This window comes from Nostoc sp. (genome assembly GCF_036917355.1).
Lineage (GTDB): Bacteria > Cyanobacteriota > Cyanobacteriia > Cyanobacteriales > Nostocaceae > Nostoc.
This window is the reverse complement of sequence record NZ_JBALDP010000026.1, coordinates 190,332-209,586: the sequence shown is the minus strand read 5'-3', so window position 1 is coordinate 209,586 and position 19,255 is coordinate 190,332. Positions and strand designations below refer to the sequence as shown.

Sequence of the window (19,255 nt, the reverse complement as noted above, 5' to 3'; positions counted from 1 at the left end):
CCTACACCATTGATTTTTCTTCGATAACTGCTTCAGCTTGATGTACTAGGTTCCTCAAAGCTTCTAATGTTCCTATATTTACATCCTCCCATAAATTGCGCTTGTGTGCTTCTAATAATTTTTCAGCAATATCACGCAGTGCGTAAGGGTTGTTTTGCTGAATAAATTCTACAACAACTGGATCGAGTAAATAAGCATCTACTATGCCTTGATACATGTAATCTTCAGCACATTTTGCGGTTGCATCGTAGGCGAATAGATAATCTACCGTCGCCGCCATTTCAAAGGCTCCCTTGTATCCGTGGCGCATTACTCCTGCAATCCATTTCGGATTAACTACGCGAGAACGATACACTCGTGCAATTTCTTCTTTCAGTTGACGAACGCGTGGTTGTGCGGGTATGGAATTATCTCCAAAATAAGTTTGAGGATTTTTTCCCTGTAGAGAACGCACCGCCGCTGTTAAGCCACCCTGAAATTGGTAATAATCATCAGAATCGAGTAGATCGTGTTCGCGGTTGTCTTGATTGTGCAGGACTATTTGCATTTGAGACAAGCGTTGCTCGAAGGCTTCGGGAGAGGGGAGTGGGGAGTTAGGAGTTAGGAGTGAGGAGTTAGGAGTAGGGATTGGGCCTTGGAAATTAGGAAGAATTTCTCCCCCTCTGCTCCCCTGCTCCCCTGCTCCCCTGCTCCCCTGCCCCTCTGCTCCCCTGCCCCTCTGCTCCCCTGCCAAGTTTCCCGAAGAATAAGCGTAAGAACTCCAGTTAATGTAAGCGCGGGCTAAATCTTCGTCATCTGTCCAGTTTTGCGATTCGATTAAACCTTGGAGTCCTGCGCCGTAAGCACCTGGACGAGAACCAAAGATGCGATAGCGCGATCGCACCACGGCTTCTTCTAAAGTTAATCCTTGGCTTGTCCATAAATCCGTTTCTTGGCGAACTGCATCCGCTAGGGGATTTTGTTCTGGCGGTTCATCCAAATCTGCTACTGCTGATACTGCTTGATCGAATAAGTCAATTAAGTTGGGAAAAGCATCGCGGAAGAATCCTGAAATTCGCAAGGTGACATCTACACGGGGACGCCCCAAAATTGCTAAGGGCAAAATTTCAAAATCTACTACTCGCCGTGCTGCACCATCCCATACAGGTTGAACTCCAAGTAGAGCCAAGGCTTCGGCAATATCATCACCGCCTGTTCTCATGGTGGCTGTTCCCCACATTGATAAGCCTAGTGTTTTGGGATACTCGCCATGCTCTTGAGTGTAATATTCTACGAGGGTTTCAGCAGCTTTTCTACCGATATCCCAAGCTGTCTCTGTGGGAATGGCGCGAATATCTACAGAATAAAAGTTTTTCCCTGTTGGTAGAACTTCTGGGCGGCCGCGCGTGGGTGCGCCAGATGGAGCGCTGGGGACATATCCGCCATCGAGTCCGTGTAATAAATGGGTGATTTCTTCGTGGGTTTTTTGTAAGGCGGGAAGGAGGCGATCGCGTATCCAGTTAAGGGTAGTGCTGAGTGGGGAGTTAGGAGTTAGGAGTGAGGAGTTAGGAGTTATGAGTTGTTCTACTAGAAGGGCGGCGTGTTCTTCTAGGACTTCGACGATATCACCGAGGGTACGGCATTCTTTGCCATTGACTACTGAATATTCACCGCTAGGCATTGACAAATCGGCTGTGAGGGGGTCGAAGTCTAGCCCCCAATCTTGAGCGATCGCACGGGTAATACCTGGAGAATGGCGATTGGGGATGCGAGCGATCGCTACTATTAAATCCCGCAGCTGCCTTCCTTGGGGACATTGCCCAAAAATATGCAAGCCATCGCGGATTTGGGCTTCTTTTAATTCACAAAGATAGCCACCGATAGAATTCAAAACCAGAGATTCAGACTTAAAAATTTCTGTTTCATTTTGGATTCCTAAATCTAAATGGAGATTTTCTTTGATCACCAGTTCGTGGATGCGATCGCGAATTACTGGCAAACGCGAAGGATCTAAACTGTCGGCTTCATAATACTCATCAATTAAATTTTCTAACTGTTGCAAAGAACCGTAGAGTTCCGCGCGAGTCATCGGCGGCGTTAGGTGATCTATAATCACCGCTTGAGCGCGACGTTTGGCTTGGGAACCTTCACCAGGATCGTTGACAATGAACGGGTACAGGTGGGGAAGTGCGCCGAAGGCTACTTCTGGATAACAATTACTCGATAAAGCCACACTTTTACCCGGTAGCCATTCTAGATTTCCGTGTTTCCCTACATGAACTACAGCATCAGCGCCAAAAGTTTCTCTAACCCAATAGTAGAAAGCTAAATAAGCATGGGTTGGTTCTAAATCCGGCGCATGATAATTCAAACTGGGGTCATTATCATAACCTCTTGCTGGCTGAATTCCCACGAAAATGTTGCCGAGTTTAATTCCGGGAACGGGGAAAGAGGCAGAGGGGCAGGGGGGCAGGGGGGCAGAGGAGAAGAATTCTTGATTGCTCACCTGTTCTCCTACTCCCCACCGTTCACTAATACCTTGCTGCACTGCTGGCGGTAATGAAGCGAAATATTCTTGATATTCTTCCCAAGAAACACTTTGGTGTACCGGAAGCGATTCTCTACCTTCTGGATCGTTGGTTACGCCATCTGTCAGCCGTTGAATCAACTCGTCTCCTTGAGCAGGTGGATTTTCTACTTCATACCCAGCTTGATGTAAAGCTTGCAGGATTTCTACACAACTCGCTGGGGTGTCGAGTCCCACACCATTGGCGAGGCGGCCATTGCGGTTGGGGTAGTTTGCCAGAATCAGGGCAATTCGCCGTTCTTGGGGTGGTTTGGAACGGAGACGCGCCCAATTTGCTGCTAGTTTAGCAACGAACTCGATGCGATCGCTCACTGGTTCATAAATTACCACATCTGTCTCTAAATGAGGATTACGAGTTTGCAAGGCTTTAAAAGACACAGCACGAGTAATAATCCGCCCATCTACTTCTGGTAGCGCCACATTCATCCCAATATCGCGGGGAGAAAGCCCTTGAAACTGTGACTCCCACTGCTCAATCGATCCGCCACTGAGGATTACCTGCAACACAGGCACATCTAATTTTTGCCAAAGTTCGGTTTGGGGTGTTTCGCTTTCCAAGCGTGCTAGAGAAAAACTGGTGGTATTTAGCAGTACAGCGATTGATTCGGCTTCTTTAGGTTGGAAAAATTCACTCAACTCAACTTGCACATCTGGTTCACGCAATGAAGAAACAAATACTGGCACTGGTTGTAAATTTTTCTGTACCAAAGCTTCGCATAAAGCATCAATTACTTTAGTATTTCCCGCTAAATAATGAGCGCGGTAGAAAAGGATGCCGATTTTGGGGATTGGGGATTGGGAAATTTGAGGTTCAAAGATGGATAAACGGAGTTCTGAGGTGGATTCATCCAGTTCAAAGGTGGATGAACGGAGTTCTGATATGGATTCATCCAGTTCAAAGGTGGATGAACGGAGTTCTGAGGTGGATTCATCCGGTTCAAAGGTGAATGAACGGAGTTCTGAGGTGGATTCATCCAGTTCAAAGGTGGATGAACGGAGTTCTGAGGTGGATTCATCCAGTTCAAAGGTGGATGAACGGAGTTCTGAGGTGGATTCATCCAGTTCAAAGGTGGATGAACGGAGTTCTAACTCTCCCCTGCCCCCCTGCCCCTCTGCTCCCCTGCCCCCTTGCCTCTCCACTCCCCACTCATACAATCCCACGCGCGGAATCGGCTGAGGTGGTGGAGGATTATATGCAGTTAATAAGCAACTATCGGATATAAATTGCAGAGCATTAACGAAATTTTCCACGCCGCCTTCGCTAAAATACTGCCATACCTGGTTAACAATACTCAAGGGCACGGTAGACTGGGAAATTAAATCGGGATCGAAAGCGTCATCCCCTGGCATTACAATGAGGGTTCTACCATTTCGTTGCACAATTTCTTGCACTACTTCTAATCCATAACCCCAGTAAGAGCGTCCTCCTAATAGGCGCAAAATAATTACTTGGGCATGTTCTAAAACTTGCTCTCCATAAGTATCTATACTTAATTGTTGCTGCAACTGTAACAGGTTGGCGACTCTTAATGCAGGAAAGCTTGTGGGTAATTTTGTTACCGCAGCTGCCAAGGTTTGAATGTCAGTATCAGCAGCCGTAATCAAGACGAAAGGCGCGGGAGTTTGTTCTACAAAAATTATACCTTCTGACTGATTCCATCCACCCGATGTGCTACTTATACGATGCATAATCCTGTGTTACCGTTTTAAGTTGTTGGTTAGTACATAATCAAAACAAACTTTTTTCCCTGGATTCAGCCCTCTCTTACCAAAACGACTGAAAATGCTTAGTTATGCTGATTTGAGCTTTTCTCGAACCTTGCCTATTGTTGTATTTAATCAGCTTGGGGAATTGTTAGAACAGATGGCTCAAACGGTGGGAAGTGCCACTCTGGTGTTGACAGAAGCTGTGTTAGTACGAATTGGTATACCTGTGGAGTGGCAAAGGCAAAGGTTTACGCTAGTGGTTTCTGAGCAGTTTAGTGCGCTTTTGGTAGGAACCTTTGAGGAGGGGCATACTTCGACTTCGCTCAGTAACCGGGGGAGCAGAGGGGCAGGGGAGCAGAGGGGCAGGGGAGCAGGGGAGCAGGGAATTTACTCGGCACTCAACGCTCAGTTGACGTTTAATTTGGAGGCGATCGCTTCTTTTGTCTACGAATTGAAAGACTTGTTTGAGTGCGATTCTTATACTCACCAAAATCTCGAACGCTATCAGCAAATTATTAAACCTAATGACGCCACACTCCAAAGTCAATTCACGCTGTTGTTATTAGAATATCTTCTAACTCAGCCAAACCAAGAAATAATAGCATCTCCAAGCCCAATTGGGCCAGCAGTTTATATCTGTCAGCCGGTGGAAGATGCTTTAAAAAAACAGATTTCCCAAGAGCGGTTGTTAAATCAGGTAACAACACAGATCCGCAAAAGCCTGGATTTGCCTGTCATTATGGCAACGGCAATTACACAGGTGCGTGAGTTTCTAAAATTAGACAGATTAGTAATTTATAAATTTGCAGCTTCTCAAGTAAATACTCAAACATACCAGTCTGACACTATTCCCTTCAATGAAACGGCAGTGACAACAGGTATGGAACTATCAATTTGTGAACCTGCCGAAATCTATTTTTCTATACATGAGAACCAGGGTGAACACTCGCCTTCTGTATCAGTTAATAATCAAACATTATTAGAAGATTACCAACAGTATGGAGGTTATATTGTCTATGAAGCTCGTGCTACAGATGCGATTACATCAGTATTGAATTACACGGAAAAAAATTGCTTTGTCCGAACCTCTCAGTGTTGGGAGAAGTATCGGCAAGGTTTTACCTTAGCTGTGGATGATGTCGAAAAAACTTATGCTCTGGAAGAGTGTTTGCTGAATTTTTTAAGGGAATGCCAAGTTAGGGCTAAGTTGGCTGCACCGATTATGTTTGAGGACAAACTGTGGGGATTGCTGATTGCTCATCAGTGCGATGAACCTCACCAGTGGAATGATAGCGAAAAAACCTTGCTAGTTGCGATCGCAGAACAATTAGCGATCGCGATTCACCAAGCTGAGTTAATGCAAACCCTCACCCAAGAAAAACAAACTCTCGAACAACGAGTTATTGAGCGCACAATGGCGCTGCGTGATGCTCTCCTCGCCGCCGAAGTTGCTAACCGTCTCAGAAGTGAGTTTCTCGCTACTATCAGTCATGAATTGCTTACGCCTTTAACTTATGTAATTGGGATGTCTTCGACATTATTACGCTGGCCTTTGGGCGAATTGAGTCAACGACAACGGGGTTATCTGCAAACAATCCACGACAGTGGAGAACATTTATTAGAAATGATTAATGATATCCTCGATTTATCGCAAATCGAGGCTGGTAAGACAGCTTTAAATATTTCGGAATTTTCTTTGGTGAATGTTGCCGAAAATGCTGTGAAGTCACTGCGAAAAAAAGCAACAAGCGAACATATTAATCTTATACTTGATTTGCAAATCGATCCCAGGCGCGATCGCTTTACCGCCGATGCCGAACGAGTAGAACAAATTCTTTGGAATCTATTAACTAACGCGATTAAATTTACCCCTGAAAGTGGTAGCGTTACCTTACGTCTTTGGGTAGAAGATAATACCGCTATTTTTCAAGTGGAAGATACCGGGATTGGCATTCCTGAAGAACAATTACCATTACTGTTTGAGAAATTTCAGCAACTCGATACACCCTATCGCCGCCGCTACGAAGGCACTGGACTTGGACTAGCTTTAACTAAACAACTCGTGGAACTCCATCGAGGTCGAATTGAAGTAGAATCAACTGTAAGTATCGGCTCGATTTTTACTGTATGGATACCAACTCAGGCAATGAGAGTGGTGAGTTAGGAGTTAAGCAAGAGACGCGATGATTTATGAAAAAGGGGAAGGGGTAAAGGGGAAGGGGTAAAGGGGAAGGGGAAGGGTAAAAAGCGAGTGTAATTGTGGGCGAAATAATCCTTATGAAGAAAGTTTGGTAAAAATCTTGTCCTTTGTGAGCAACCTAATTCATACCTTTACCCTTTCCCCTTTCCCCTTTAACCTTTAACCTTTACCCCTCTTTTTTATTTCTTCAATTTGAGGCTAGGCTAACGAGCATTTTCTCAAAAATTTTCAACACATGCTCCTCTCCATTGTCTCTAATAAAAATGCCAAAATTCGGGTGAGAGTTGATTTCAATTAACCAATATTGATTATCTCGATCTAATACAATATCAAAACCACCATAATCAAGGTCTAACTCTTCAAAAACTGGTTGAGCAAAATTAGCAATCTCTGACAGTATTTGTGGCTCGTTGATATACTTAGCTTTCGCACCATCCCAGTGTAAAGGGCTGAGATTACCGACAAATTTGGCATCAGTTATATCTTTTTCATAGAGCAAAACTAACTCTTTATTTAAGAAAACGGCTCTATATTCAGATTTGATATGAATAAATTCTTGAGCAAGAGCGACGTAATCATACTTATTATTTATGTTAAAAATTTCTTTTAAAGCAGTTTCAATTTCATTTATATTCTCACATAAAAAGACATTATGTCCGCTCGCACCAGAGTTTCTTTTAATAATTACTGGTGTTTCAAAGTTTTCTTTTATTTCTAATACGATATCTTGAATAGTTGGAAATTTTAAGTAAATCTTATATTTGGTGTCACAAAAAGGGGAAAGAAAACCCACTGTCCGAGGAAGTTTAACTTTTTTATTTAAAACATGATAAGTATATTCTTTGTCTTTGAGCAGGTGTGCTACTGCTTGATTAAGTAAGGGAGTGCTATAGTTGCAAAAATAATGCTGTTTACTATTCAATTTTATTTTGATTAAGTTTTCCGAAGGATGAAGAATTTCATAGCTGATGTTTAAGTTTTCACAAGCTTTCAGCAATAGCGAAACATTGTCTAACATAAATACTTAAAGTTAAACTCAAAATTACGAATTACGAATTACGAATTATTTTAACTTGCTGTTTGCCGTTTAAAAATTACTACCTCAGTCCCAACAACTGGGTTACGAGCTATCAGCGTATTTTGGGAATCGATAATTTCTAAATGAGTAAAATCAAGTTCTTGAGAGCGTTGTAATATCTCCGCAGCTAGTTTGTCTTGCTGAGATTCCTTGAGAGTGTACCAATCATCACTAATTTTGACAGTCAAGTTACTTGTGCGGAAGTTGGCTTGAATTGACTTTATCAGACCAGAGGCAACGCGATCGCTAATTTCGGCTACCTGATTTTCAATAGCCGCAATCAAAGCTTGTTCAGGTGTCAATTCTATGATTGGTGTGGGCGTTGGTGTTGGGATTGGCGTTGGCGTTGGCGTAGGTATTGGTTCTGGTTCTGGTTCTGGTTCCGGTTCCGGCGTTGGTGGGGTGGTTTGTACTTCTGGCGGCGGCGTAATTTCCTCTGGTGGCTGTGGTTCTGGTACGACTGACTCCGGTGGAGTAGTTATCTTTGGTGTTGGTGTAGGAACCTCTTCAACTGGGGGAACAGTTGCTACTTCCGTAGGTTTCCCAGTAAAGATAGTTGTAGTTGTCCAAACGAGAATTACAGCAATTCCAGTCACAATTCCCGTCAAAGCTGTATCTGATAACTTTGTTGACAAATTTGATGGTAAAAACAAGCGGATTGTCCTTAATAGTCCACCCCACCGCAACTGAAGCTGCTGAAAAAAACCTGGTTTTTCCTCACTACCAGGTGGAGGTGCTGTCTCCAGTTTTTCCACCGTTACTTCTAAAACCCCAATCGTTCCTTGCAGAAGTTGGATAATTTTAGCCTTCCAAAATGGCTGAACTCTCTGGTAAGGTTTTTGGGGAGGTTGAGTTACTTGCTCATCCGTCGGTTTTGACTGATTGTCTTGTGACATGGAACTTTCACCAAAAGCAGCGAATCAAAGACAAACAACGTACATTATTACTGGTGCTGCCTTCTTTTGCATTAATGTATCACTTCATTGCTCATTGTTTCCGCTAAACTGACTATTTATTAAATTTGGTGACTTATGAAACTGAAACGCCGTCAATTTTTATTTTTAAGTAGTGTCAGCGCCATTGGTACAGGATTTTTAAGCTGGATGTTTGCTCATCAAAATCATCAAAGTGCTGATATTAGCGATTCAACAACAGCTATAGCCGCCAACCCAGCCAAAAAAGACTTGTTATTACGTTTTGTGTCTGTAGCAGATACGGGAACTGGCGCGAAAGGACAGTATGCTGTGGCTGGAGCAATGAATGCGTATCACAAGAAAAATCCTTATGATTTAGTCGTTTTAGCTGGGGACAACATTTACAATAACGGCGAAATTGAGAAAATTAATGCAGTTTTTGAGCGTCCTTATCAAGGTTTGCTCAAGCAAGGTGTGAAATTTCATGCTTGTTTAGGTAATCACGATATTCGTACTGCTAATGGCGTTCCACAAGTCAAGTATGCTGGCTTTAATATGAAGGGACGTTATTATACATTTAAACGTAATCAAGTACAATTTTTCGCTTTAGATACTAATAGTAATGCTGATTGGAAAAACCAACTAACTTGGTTAGAAAAAGAATTAAGTCTTAGTAATGCTCCTTGGAAAGTAGTGTTTGGTCATCATCCGATTTATTCATCGGGTCAGTATGGGAGTAATCCAGATTTTATTAAAACTTTTACTCCCCTATTTAAAAAATACGGCGTTCAACTTTACATCAATGGTCACGAACATAATTATGAACGCACTCGTGCTATTGATGGTACAACTTACTTAATTTGTGGTGCAGGTGCTGGGAATCGTCCTGTAGGGCGTTCTGAGTGGACAGGGTATTCTACCAGTGACTTAAGCTTTGCCTGTTATGAAGTGTATAAAGATAGAATAGAAATAAGTGCGATCGCTACTAATAATCGCGTTTTTGATAAAGGGATTATTCAATTAGAATCAGCTTAGTTATATGACTCAGCAAGAACTTCCTTCTGCACTCAAAAATCTTGTAGAATTATCTCAAACACCAGATACTATATTTTCTGCACTGTTGCCAGCTGTAGGCGATTTTTTGCAGTCCGACAGATGTTTTCTATACCTGCATAATCCACAAAATGACCTTGGTAGAGTTGCCTTTTGTTGGGTTCGTACTCCAGATGTACCTACTGTCTACAATGAAGAATGGGCAGCACAACCCCCAACTTTAGTAGAAGAAGATCCGATGTTTGCGGCTGCGCTACGTGCTGAACCTTCAATCTTTGTCGAAGATGTAGAAACAGCTGAACCTCAAGTTTTAAATCGGGAATTTGAACAGAAGTACTTTGGACATCGCGCCCTGATTCATGCCCATATCCGTCAGGATGGCCAACTCTGGGGAATTTTACAACCATGCATTTTTGGTCATCCCAGAATTTGGACTGAATATGAACGAGAGGTGATTAATAATCTTGTCGAAAAAATTACACCTCTTACAGTTGATTATGTCAAATCTGCTTTTTATTAGCTGAGTCTAGCTGAGAATACAAATTATTGGTATAGCTCATTAAATCGCAGAAAAAATCTAAAAAGTTTGATTCTAATTGTTGATAATTAGATAACAAATCCTCTATTCCAGATTTTATGTCATTTTCTCTCTTGACTCTAGCTGATATTCTCTTTAGAGCATTTTCAACTGCGGCAACTTCCCTATATGATGTAAGCCAGTCTTGAGAAATCATATTAGGAAGAATAAGCTTTAATGATTCAGGCAATAAATCTTGATTACTTTGTAATACTTTATAAACATGTTGTGAAAAAATGAATAATTCAGTGTTTGAATATTCAGACCAATTTTTAGCTAAAAAATGATCATAAAATAAATCAATCAGAATCCCAGCAAATCTGCGTCTCTTTGGACTAATAAGCCTTTTGCTGGAGCAAAATATATTGTGAGTATCTGTATATACATCTATTTTTCTGTGGAAATAAATGCCTTTTTGAATATCGCCAGTATAAATGCTTTCTACATTGCCTTTTACAAAGTCCCCTAAAAGACCTCCTATTAAAAATTCTGGTGTGTATTGAGAAAGAAATAGATGTGCTAAATAGTTCATTTTAATTACAATTTTGCACTAGCTGAAAAATTTGTTGTTTATATAATAACGCGATCGCTTGACGCGAGTTGTAATTAAAAAAATGGGTAATATAATCAAAGATGCTGATAGCAATATCATTGTAGATATCACATTCACACTATACTTAATAACATCAATTTAATTCTTACTAAATAATATATGATTCTTGAGGCTGTAATGCTTCATGTTAAACCCGGTTTAGAATCCGATTTTGAAGCTACTTTCAAAAAAGCTTCTAAAATTATTTCCTCAATGGACGGATATTTATCCCATGAATTGCATAAATGTATAGAAGTCCAAGGTAAATATTTATTACTTGTCAGATGGAAAACTTTAGAATCTCATACTGTAGGATTTAAAAGTTCTGCTGAGTATCAAGAGTGGAAAAAACTTCTGCATCATTTTTATGAGCCATTTCCCACTGTTGAACACTTTGAAGAAATTAAAATATAAAAAACAAGAACCCCGACTTCTTGAAAATCGGGGTTCTATGGCTTGTGGCTTTGTTTTCAAACTTTTTGCAACTGTGCTACTCTTGGGTCAACAATTTTTTGTCCCAAACTAGCAAATTTAATTGCCACAGACATCTTATTACCTGTTCCGAAAACATGAGTAATTTCACCAAGACCAAAGGTTTTGTGTAATACTCTATCTCCTACTTGCCAATTCTGTGATGTGTCTTGTTTACCATTAGAAGTAGAGGCACTTTTGGTATAACTTTGACGACTCGCGCGTTTGGTAGATAATAATTCTTCTGGTAATTCGTCGAGAAATTGCGATCGCATCGCAGGTTCACGAGAACCATACAAACGACGTTCCCGCGCGTGTGATAAAAATAACCGCTCTTGAGCGCGAGTAATCCCCACATAACACAGGCGGCGTTCTTCTTCCAAAGATGCAGGATCGCTTAAAGAACGGTAGCCGGGAAATAGCCCCTGTTCTAATCCCACCAAAAATACTACGGGAAATTCCAAACCTTTGGAAGCGTGCAAAGTCATTAAAGAAACAGCTGTCTGTCCTTCTTTTAAGTTATCCAAATCGGAACTGAGGGCGGCGCTACTTAGAAAGTCTCGCAGGGAAATCTCTTCGTTTTCTTCTTGAAATTGCAGTGCAGCGTTATAAAGTTCCTGGACGTTTTGTACCCGATCTGTGGCTTCATCTGTGCCTTGATTCATCAAGTCTTGAACGTAACCAGAATCTTCTAGTATTCCTTGCAAAACCTCTGTCACCGGCAGCGTAGCGACTTGTGCTTGCCAACGGCTAATCGTTGCGGCAAAGTTATTTACAGCTTTTGTCGCCCGTCCAGCTAATGTATTAACTGATGTTTCGTCGCTGAGGATTTCCCACAAAGTTGTCCCTAATTGCTGAGATGCGTTCATCAAAGCGTCAATAGTGGTTTTGCCAATTCCCCGCCGGGGAGTATTAATAACTCGTAATAAACTGACTGTATCAGCTGGGTTATTTATCGCTCTTAAATAAGCAACGACATCTTTAATTTCTTTGCGATCGTAAAATCTCATTCCCCCCACAACTGTGTAAGGAATTTGATATTTCACCAACAATTCTTCAAAGGGACGAGATTGGGCATTCGTCCGATAAAGTATGGCAAAACTACCCCAGTTTAACTCTGGATTTTGCTGTTCTAAAGTACTAATTTGATTAATTACAAATGCTGCTTCTGCAAGTTCTTCATCGGCTTTGTGACAAGTAATCTGTTCGCCCGATCCCCGCGTCGCTTTCAGGACTTTATCAATCCGTTGAGTATTATTTTCAATCAGTTCATTCGCCGCTTGCAGAATGTTTTCACAAGAACGATAGTTTTCTTCCAGCTTAACCATCGTTCGGGTGTCATCATCTACCAAACCATCGCCAAAGTCTTCCTGAAATCCTAGCAAGATGGTGAAATCTGCCATCCGAAAGCTGTAAATTGATTGGTCTGCATCACCGACAACAAAAACTGAGCGATTTTCCCATTGCCATTCGCTCTTTTTGGTTTCGCCATTAGTAACTAATAAATTAATCAGTTGATACTGAGTGCGATTAGTATCCTGATATTCATCTACAAGGATATGACGAAACTTGCGATGCCAGTAACCCAATACCTGCTCGTTTTGTTGAAATAATCTCGTAGGTACAAGAATAAGATCGTCAAAGTCAAGAGCGTTATTTTGTGCTAACTTATCTTGATATAAATTGTAAACTTGGGCAATTACCCGTCCGCGATAATTTGGTTGATCTTGCTCAAATTCTTGGGGCGATAAACCTTGGTTTTTCGCATTACTAATAGCGTAGCGAACAGAGCGGGCATCAAATTTCTTATCGTCTAAATTTAGCTCTTTATTAACGATTTCTTTGATCAGACTGATAACATCTGATTCATCAAAAATAGAGAAATTACGATTCCACTTGCGTCCTTTTTCGTCTACGTATTTTTCAATATCAAAACGGAGAATGCGAGAAAATAGACTGTGGAAAGTGCCACACCACAAATCTTTGATCGTGTTTTTGTAAACTTGCGATCGCAGTAGCGTTTGTTGGTATTCTGTCAATAAATCCAACCGCTGGCCGTGTTGCTTCATCGCCAGTTGTTCTGCAAATAGCCGTTGAATCCGTTCTTTCATTTCTCGCGCGGCTTTATTGGTAAAAGTAACCGCCAGGATATTTTCTGGATCGACACGGTGTTTCAGAATCAGATTTGCAATACGATAAGTCAGCGCTCGTGTTTTACCGGAACCTGCGCCAGCAACAACTAACAACGGGCCGCAGTAATGTTCGACAGCTTGACGTTGGCTAGGGTTAAGATGACTGAGAAAGTCGATGGTTGTTGTCATAGATGTGAAAAAGCGATGTCTCTGACGGTCACTGAGCGCAGCCGAAGTGCGGGCTACGCCTACGCCTGGCATCACATCAATAGAGAGTTGCTATTGCCCAGGTTACAACATCCTAACGAAACTTGGTCAATAAAGATTGTGTGGCAATCTTCTTAACCAGAATGGTACTGTATCATGATTTATGTAGAAGTAAGAAAAAGCTATGCTGTCAGTCAAAGGCACATTCTAAAACGGTGTAGTCCATCCTAACGAACCAATTGAAGGGCATGAGGGGCAGTCAGTTATAATCGTGTTTGTCGAAGAAAACCGCACACCTCAGCCAGCAACGCCAGAAGACTCAGATTGGGATAAGCTGAGGCAGTTGATTAAAAACTGTGCAGTTGATACAGATATTAGCGATTTGGCACAGCAGCATGACCATTATCTCTATGGAATGCCAAAGCGAGAATAATAACCTTGACGAAAGTTTTTGTAGACACAGCTGCCTGGATTGCTCTTCTTAATGTTAGGGATAATCTTCATCACCAGGCAAATGAGGTAATTGATAGACTTCTGCGCTTATAAACGCCTTTGGTGACAACAGAGTTTGTACTATTGGAGGTTGCAGATGCTCTGTATACACCAGTTAGCCGTATTCAGACAGTTGCTTTCATCAACAGTTTGAGAGTTTTAAAAAGTGTGCAAATTATCCCTTTCGACCAAAAATTGCTGGATGAAGGTTGGATGTTATACAGCCAGCGTCCTGATAAAGATTGGGGACTAACTGACTGTATTAGCTTTGCGGTGATGACACAGGAGGGTATTACTCAAGCCTTTACATCTGACCAGCATTTTGAGCAAGCAGGATTTACAAAACAGTTGTAAATCAAAAAATACTGGGATTTAGACAAAGTTTGTGTTGTGGCAATTCATAATTGCCATGACAATACGTTAACTTTTCTACGTACATAAGTTAGCCACTAGTTATTCCGGCGCGTTGTGTCGTAAAATCAGCCACGGGGAATCAAACATCAAAAGATGGTAGGCAAGCTCTAACTTGTTCTGTTGTCAACAGTAGGGGCAATTTATTAATTGCCCCTAAAGGTTTTCATGGGGACATGACAATGTTCCCTAGTCTGTGGTTTATTTGCTTGCAAAACGCTGTACATACCTAACTGAGAGTATAGTCATCAATCGGACTATTCACTCCTTGAGTACCCAATTGACATTAGGTAACAATACACGATACATCATCATTGAACCGTTAAATTTTTAAAGATGAAAAATTTCTTTAATTGCAGGTTTTACCAGTATAAAGAGGGGTGGATATGGATTTTAGCTTAATTGTATCCAACATTTTGAATCCGCCAATCTTGTTTTTCTTTTTAGGCATGACTGCTGTTTTTGTCAAGTCTGATTTGGAAATTCCCCCACCAGTACCCAAACTCCTTTCGTTGTATTTGCTGTTTGCAATTGGTTTTAAAGGAGGAGTAGAACTAATCAAAAGCGGACTGAATCAGGAAGTAATTTTAACACTCCTGGCAGCAATGTTGATGGCTTGTTTTGTTCCAATTTACACCTTTTTTATCTTAAAGTGGAAACTGGATACTTACGATGCTGCGGCGATCGCAGCAACCTACGGTTCTATCAGTGCCGTCACTTTCATCACTGCCGGCGCTTTTTTAACTGAGCTTGGTATTCAGTATGATGGTTACATGGTAGCAGCTCTTGCCCTGATGGAATCTCCGGCGATCATTGTTGGTCTGATTTTGGTGAGTATATTCACCGCCGATGAAAAGCGAGAGTTTGCTTGGTCGGAAGTTTTGCAAGAAGCATTTCTTAATAGTTCAGTTTTTCTACTAGTCGGTAGCCTCTTAATCGGTGTCTTGACAGGAGAACGTGGTTGGCACGTATTAGAACCCTTTACTCAAGGGTTGTTTTATGGCATTCTCACCTTCTTTTTATTGGATATGGGACTGGTGGCTGCCAGAAGAATTAAAGACTTGCAAAAAACCGGAGTTTTCCTAATTTTATTTGCCATACTAATTCCTATACTCAATGCAGGCATTGGGTTAGCGATCGCCAAATTCATCGGTATGCCTCAGGGAAATTCGCTGTTATTCGCTGTATTGTGTGCCAGCGCTTCTTACATTGCTGTGCCAGCAGCGATGCGGATGACTGTTCCCGAAGCAAATCCCAGCCTATATGTTTCTACCGCTCTAGCAGTCACATTTCCGTTCAATATTATTGTGGGAATTCCGCTATATCTCTACGGAATTAACCTATTCTGGAGGTAATAATATGCACGTAGTTAAAAAGATAGAAATTATCGCCAACTCCTTTGAGCTTGCCAAAATTTTAGATAATTTAGACAAGTCAGGTGTACATAACCACGCCGTCATCAGAAATGTTGTAGGTAAAGGATTACGAGGAACGACAGAAGATTTAGACATGACGATGCTTGATAATGTTTACATCCTCGCGTTTTGTATGCCAGAAGAACTCAAGCGTGTTGTCGAAAATATCAGACCACTCCTAAATAAATTCGGAGGTACTTGTTACGTTTCCGATGTGATGGAAATTCGCTCTGTCAGATGTATCGCGTCAATGTAAGAGAGTTATAAATTCAATGAAGCATTTCATGGAACGTCGTGACTTTTTGAAGTTAGGAATGACCGGGGCATTTGGGATGATGCTATCTGCCAGCGATTTACTCTGGCGGATTGAACAGGCTAAAGCTGCCGAAATCCCCTCAACTTCCCCTGAATCGCTCACTCCCGATGCCGCTTTGCAAAAGCTGATCGAGGGAAATCAGCGATTTGTCGATCATCATCCCCAATACCCCGATCAATCTGAACTGCGGTTGCACGAAGTTGCTCAAGCTCAACATCCATTTGCAACTATTCTTAGTTGTGCGGATTCACGAGTTCCCGCAGAAATTGTTTTCGATCAAGGCATTGGAGACATTTTTGATGTTCGGATTGCCGGAAATATTGCCACACATGAAGCGATCGGTAGTATTGAATATGCAGTTGTCTTATTAGGTTCTCCACTGCTGATGGTGATGGGTCATGAGCGTTGTGGCGCAGTAACCGCAGCTGTTAAAAAAGAATCATTACCCGGTGATATTAGTACTTTTGTTAAGGCAATTAAGCCAGCCCTGAAAAAGGCCAAGGATCAGCCTGGTGATGCAGTTGAAAACGCTGTGGTGGCAAATGTGCAATATCAAATTGAGCGATTGAAGCGCTCAAAGCTTTTAACTAAGCAGGTGGAGTCAGGCAAATTGAAAATTGTTGGGGGTCGTTACGATTTAGATACAGGTAGGGTGACTATTATTACTTAATTCGGCAGAGGATTCCCAGATGAGGGGGAGCAGAGGGGCAGAGGAGCAAAGGGGCAGAGGAGCAGAGGGGCAGGGAAGAAGTAACTAATGCCCAATGCCCAATGCCCCATGCCCCATGCCCAATGCCCAATGCCCAATGCTCAATCTTCCATTCAATCTTGCACAGTCATTGGCAGACGAATAGTGAAAGTAGAACCAATTCCTGGCTGACTTTTGACAATAATTTCACCACCCATCATCTGGCAAAAGTGGCGGCTAATTGCCAACCCCAATCCTGTACCTCCATACTTTTTCGTGGTGGAAGTATCACCTTGTGTAAAAGGTTGAAATAACTGCTGCTGTTGACGGTTAGACATACCGATACCTGTGTCGGTAACGGTGAAAATAATGCTGCCCAAAGGAGCTTCCGGTCGGAATTCATCCTTTTCTCTGTTGACTGTCAGCGTTATCTTGCCGTTTGTAGTAAATTTACTGGCGTTACTGAGTAAGTTTAACAATACCTGTCGCATCCTAGTTTGATCGGCGTACATAGTGCCAAGTTGCCGATCAAAATTTACTTCTAAAACATTGGCATTTTTTTCTATAGCTGGTTTGACTGTGAGAACAACGTTATGAATCAGCGTTGCAATCTCAAATGTCTCAGGATACAGGGTCATTTTCCCCGCTTCGATTTTTGACAAGTCGAGGATTTCGTTAATCAAGTGCAGTAGATGCTTACCAGCAGCGTTAATTGTTTCTAAGTCGGTGATAAAGTCTGGCGATAAACCAAGATCGGTAGCGTCGTCTTCTAGTAGTTGGCTTAAGCCAATGACAGCATTTAATGGTGTGCGTAATTCGTGGCTGACATTGGCCAAAAATACGCTTTTTGCCTTGCTAGCAGCTTCGGCTAATTCTTTAGCTTGTTGTAATTCTTTTGTTCGCTGAGATACTCGCTCAATTAGATGATTTAGAGATTTGGCGAGTAGGCCAATTTCATCTTCGGTGGTGACGGGCGCTCGCAAGTCGAAATTATGTTTCCTGGCAACTTGTTCAGCTACTTGGGTTACAGTGATGACTGGTTCAGCGATCGCTCGACTGGTACGCCAAGCCACAATAGCTGCGATCGCTACCGAAACCAGCATACTCGCGATCACGATGAATCGTTCAACTATTCTCGCCTGCTCAACGGCTCTTTGCCTTTCTTGCTCTTGATCTTCAGCAGTTTGCAAGATGTTAGTCAAGCTTTGAGAAAGCTGATCTAGTCGCATGGCTGTTTCACCACGCATTATTGTTAATAACTGCGATCGGGCAGAGGAAATCTTCTGAGGCTGCACTTTTGGGGAGTCAATTTGCTGTAAGATAACCTCAATTTGGTCAACGTAGGCTTTTAAATTATTCTTGTAATCCAGCAATAACGTCTGTAAAGTCGAACTTGTTGCTGCTAGTCTTTTAGGTTTACTATCGAGAAATCCGCCAATTTTTGACTCTAGTTGCTTGGCTTTTTCAACATTCTTCAGAAAATCAGCTTTTTTGTTTTGCAGTTGTTGTGAATTTTCTAATACAGCGACTAGGTTAGAACTATGTAATTGCGCCCCTACTACTGCATCTTTATAATTACTCAGTAGTTGTCCTTGTTCATAAGCTTGATTGAATTGTCTAACTTCCCTTCCCCGGTAGTAATTAGCAATCACTAACCCAGTCAGTGAGCCAAAAAAGCCAATTCCAATAGCTACAAAATACCCATAGCCAATTTTTTGATGGATACGCCAAGAACTAGCTTTGAGTTTCCCTCGTGAAGGAAATTCTATAGTTGGGAGTTCGTCTGTCGATGGCTCTTCGGCTGACACTTTTTTGCTTTCTGAACTGCTGTAGATAGGGGTTGGCTTTTGAGTTGGCATTTCTCAAACCTCCTTGCCTTCCCGCAAAAATAATCAAATTAGTCTAGATTGTCAAAATACCTTAATTAGTCATTAACATCTACATTATCTTCTTTTATCGCAAGAGCAAATCATTGCTTGCTAGATAATTAGCATCACCTTAGACTATATAAGTAAATTTTACAACTTTCTTGCTAAGTATAATTACTAAATCTAATAGAATTTATTTTTTTTAGGAGCAACGATATAGTTTCCTGCACTAAAGACCCTCCTGAGAGCGTCTTTTCCCTACTACACTACTTTCCACAATATGCGGTTGATAGCAAGCAATGAGTTCTTGCGATCTCCTACGCCATTACTCTACCTTATTGCTTCCTTATAAAATTAATACAATCAGGAGAAAAACAAAAGGTTTGATACTTCTTGGGCTTAGGGATTGGGTAAAAGAGCGCTGAGTTTTGTTTATCTCCTTGCTTCCTTAATAGACCTCTTGCATAAGTCGAATCGACCCCCCTTAATCCTCCTTATAAAGGCAGGGCTGTTTCATTCGATCTCTTAAAGATTTTGTCAAGAGTATAAGTCAGAAATTTGCTTGATT

Annotated in this window: 16 protein-coding genes; 10 read left to right on the top strand and 6 right to left on the bottom strand. The window is 41.7% G+C overall.

The genetic code is table 11. The features are described from left to right. Position 1 precedes the first annotated feature (1 nt). Positions 2-4,255, bottom strand: a complete 4,254-nt coding sequence (gene cobN, locus V7K53_RS07935; RefSeq protein ID WP_335197009.1) for a cobaltochelatase subunit CobN — start codon at positions 4,253-4,255, stop codon at positions 2-4. A 94-nt stretch (positions 4,256-4,349) separates the two neighbouring features. Between cobN and V7K53_RS07930 the strand changes: the two genes are divergently transcribed. Then, positions 4,350-6,437 carry a GAF domain-containing sensor histidine kinase gene (locus V7K53_RS07930; protein WP_335197008.1) on the top strand — a complete coding sequence of 696 codons (2,088 nt, stop codon included), beginning with the start codon at positions 4,350-4,352 and terminating at the stop codon, positions 6,435-6,437. A gap of 223 nt (positions 6,438-6,660) precedes the next feature. Here V7K53_RS07930 and V7K53_RS07925 read toward each other — a convergent pair whose 3' ends face one another. After that, on the bottom strand, positions 6,661-7,491 hold the full coding sequence (locus V7K53_RS07925) for an ATP-grasp domain-containing protein (protein WP_335197006.1): 831 nt from the start codon (positions 7,489-7,491) through the stop codon (positions 6,661-6,663). Positions 7,492-7,541: 50 nt separating this feature from the next. After that, positions 7,542-8,447, bottom strand: coding sequence for a hypothetical protein (locus V7K53_RS07920; RefSeq protein ID WP_335197004.1), 906 nt, complete (start codon positions 8,445-8,447; stop codon positions 7,542-7,544). Positions 8,448-8,582: 135 nt separating this feature from the next. Between V7K53_RS07920 and V7K53_RS07915 the strand changes: the two genes are divergently transcribed. Then, on the top strand, positions 8,583-9,500 hold the full coding sequence (locus V7K53_RS07915) for a metallophosphoesterase family protein (RefSeq protein ID WP_335197003.1): 918 nt from the start codon (positions 8,583-8,585) through the stop codon (positions 9,498-9,500). A gap of 4 nt (positions 9,501-9,504) precedes the next feature. Continuing rightward, positions 9,505-10,038 carry a GAF domain-containing protein gene (locus V7K53_RS07910; protein ID WP_335197001.1) on the top strand — a complete coding sequence of 178 codons (534 nt, stop codon included), beginning with the start codon at positions 9,505-9,507 and terminating at the stop codon, positions 10,036-10,038. Here the strand turns inward: V7K53_RS07910 and V7K53_RS07905 are convergent. After that, entirely contained in the window at positions 10,019-10,627 is a 609-nt protein-coding gene (locus V7K53_RS07905; RefSeq protein ID WP_335197000.1) for an acyl carrier protein phosphodiesterase, read from the bottom strand. The two genes, V7K53_RS07910 and V7K53_RS07905, sit on opposite strands and share 20 nt — an antisense overlap. A 180-nt stretch (positions 10,628-10,807) precedes the next feature. Between V7K53_RS07905 and V7K53_RS07900 the strand changes: the two genes are divergently transcribed. Next, positions 10,808-11,101: an antibiotic biosynthesis monooxygenase family protein gene (locus V7K53_RS07900; RefSeq protein ID WP_335196999.1), complete on the top strand. Its 294-nt coding sequence runs from the start codon at positions 10,808-10,810 to the stop codon at positions 11,099-11,101. Positions 11,102-11,157: 56 nt separating this feature from the next. On the opposite strand, the gene pcrA is transcribed toward V7K53_RS07900, so the two are convergent. Beyond that, the gene (gene pcrA / locus V7K53_RS07895) at positions 11,158-13,479 is read right to left on the bottom strand and encodes a DNA helicase PcrA (RefSeq protein WP_335196998.1); all 2,322 of its coding nucleotides are present in this window, start codon (positions 13,477-13,479) and stop codon (positions 11,158-11,160) included. Positions 13,480-13,494: 15 nt separating this feature from the next. On the opposite strand from pcrA, the gene V7K53_RS07890 reads away from it, so the two are divergent. From V7K53_RS07890 to V7K53_RS07865, 6 genes are all read left to right on the top strand, one after another. After that, complete coding sequence (locus tag V7K53_RS07890) at positions 13,495-13,635, top strand: hypothetical protein (protein ID WP_335196997.1); 141 nt, start codon at positions 13,495-13,497, stop codon at positions 13,633-13,635. Positions 13,636-13,768: 133 nt separating this feature from the next. After that, a complete protein-coding gene (locus tag V7K53_RS07885; protein WP_335196996.1) occupies positions 13,769-13,930 on the top strand; it encodes a hypothetical protein in 162 nt (53 codons plus the stop codon). A gap of 122 nt (positions 13,931-14,052) precedes the next feature. After that, on the top strand, positions 14,053-14,343 hold the full coding sequence (locus V7K53_RS07880) for a type II toxin-antitoxin system VapC family toxin (protein WP_335196995.1): 291 nt from the start codon (positions 14,053-14,055) through the stop codon (positions 14,341-14,343). Between the two features lie 443 nt (positions 14,344-14,786). Beyond that, positions 14,787-15,755, top strand: coding sequence for a sodium-dependent bicarbonate transport family permease (locus V7K53_RS07875; protein ID WP_322639375.1), 969 nt, complete (start codon positions 14,787-14,789; stop codon positions 15,753-15,755). A 4-nt stretch (positions 15,756-15,759) separates the two neighbouring features. Continuing rightward, entirely contained in the window at positions 15,760-16,071 is a 312-nt protein-coding gene (locus V7K53_RS07870; RefSeq protein WP_335196994.1) for a P-II family nitrogen regulator, read from the top strand. A 28-nt stretch (positions 16,072-16,099) separates the two neighbouring features. After that, on the top strand, positions 16,100-16,801 hold the full coding sequence (locus V7K53_RS07865; protein ID WP_335197024.1) for a carbonic anhydrase: 702 nt from the start codon (positions 16,100-16,102) through the stop codon (positions 16,799-16,801). 152 nt (positions 16,802-16,953) lie between these two features. Here the strand turns inward: V7K53_RS07865 and V7K53_RS07860 are convergent, their stop codons facing one another. Then, entirely contained in the window at positions 16,954-18,678 is a 1,725-nt protein-coding gene (locus V7K53_RS07860; protein ID WP_335196993.1) for a sensor histidine kinase, read from the bottom strand. Between the last annotated feature and the right edge of the window lie 577 nt (positions 18,679-19,255).

Excerpts from the sequence above, each read along its gene's own strand:
- cobN (WP_335197009.1), bottom strand. The coding sequence starts at position 4,255 with ATGCATCGTATAAGTAGCACATCGGGTGGATGGAATCAGTCAGAAGGT.
- V7K53_RS07930 (WP_335197008.1), top strand. The coding sequence starts at position 4,350 with ATGCTTAGTTATGCTGATTTGAGCTTTTCTCGAACCTTGCCTATTGTT.
- V7K53_RS07925 (WP_335197006.1), bottom strand. The coding sequence starts at position 7,491 with ATGTTAGACAATGTTTCGCTATTGCTGAAAGCTTGTGAAAACTTAAAC.
- V7K53_RS07920 (WP_335197004.1), bottom strand. The coding sequence starts at position 8,447 with ATGTCACAAGACAATCAGTCAAAACCGACGGATGAGCAAGTAACTCAA.
- V7K53_RS07915 (WP_335197003.1), top strand. The coding sequence starts at position 8,583 with ATGAAACTGAAACGCCGTCAATTTTTATTTTTAAGTAGTGTCAGCGCC.
- V7K53_RS07910 (WP_335197001.1), top strand. The coding sequence starts at position 9,505 with ATGACTCAGCAAGAACTTCCTTCTGCACTCAAAAATCTTGTAGAATTA.
- V7K53_RS07905 (WP_335197000.1), bottom strand. The coding sequence starts at position 10,627 with ATGAACTATTTAGCACATCTATTTCTTTCTCAATACACACCAGAATTT.
- V7K53_RS07900 (WP_335196999.1), top strand. The coding sequence starts at position 10,808 with ATGATTCTTGAGGCTGTAATGCTTCATGTTAAACCCGGTTTAGAATCC.
- pcrA (WP_335196998.1), bottom strand. The coding sequence starts at position 13,479 with ATGACAACAACCATCGACTTTCTCAGTCATCTTAACCCTAGCCAACGT.
- V7K53_RS07890 (WP_335196997.1), top strand. The coding sequence starts at position 13,495 with ATGTCTCTGACGGTCACTGAGCGCAGCCGAAGTGCGGGCTACGCCTAC.
- V7K53_RS07875 (WP_322639375.1), top strand. The coding sequence starts at position 14,787 with ATGGATTTTAGCTTAATTGTATCCAACATTTTGAATCCGCCAATCTTG.
- V7K53_RS07870 (WP_335196994.1), top strand. The coding sequence starts at position 15,760 with ATGCACGTAGTTAAAAAGATAGAAATTATCGCCAACTCCTTTGAGCTT.
- V7K53_RS07865 (WP_335197024.1), top strand. The coding sequence starts at position 16,100 with ATGGAACGTCGTGACTTTTTGAAGTTAGGAATGACCGGGGCATTTGGG.
- V7K53_RS07860 (WP_335196993.1), bottom strand. The coding sequence starts at position 18,678 with ATGCCAACTCAAAAGCCAACCCCTATCTACAGCAGTTCAGAAAGCAAA.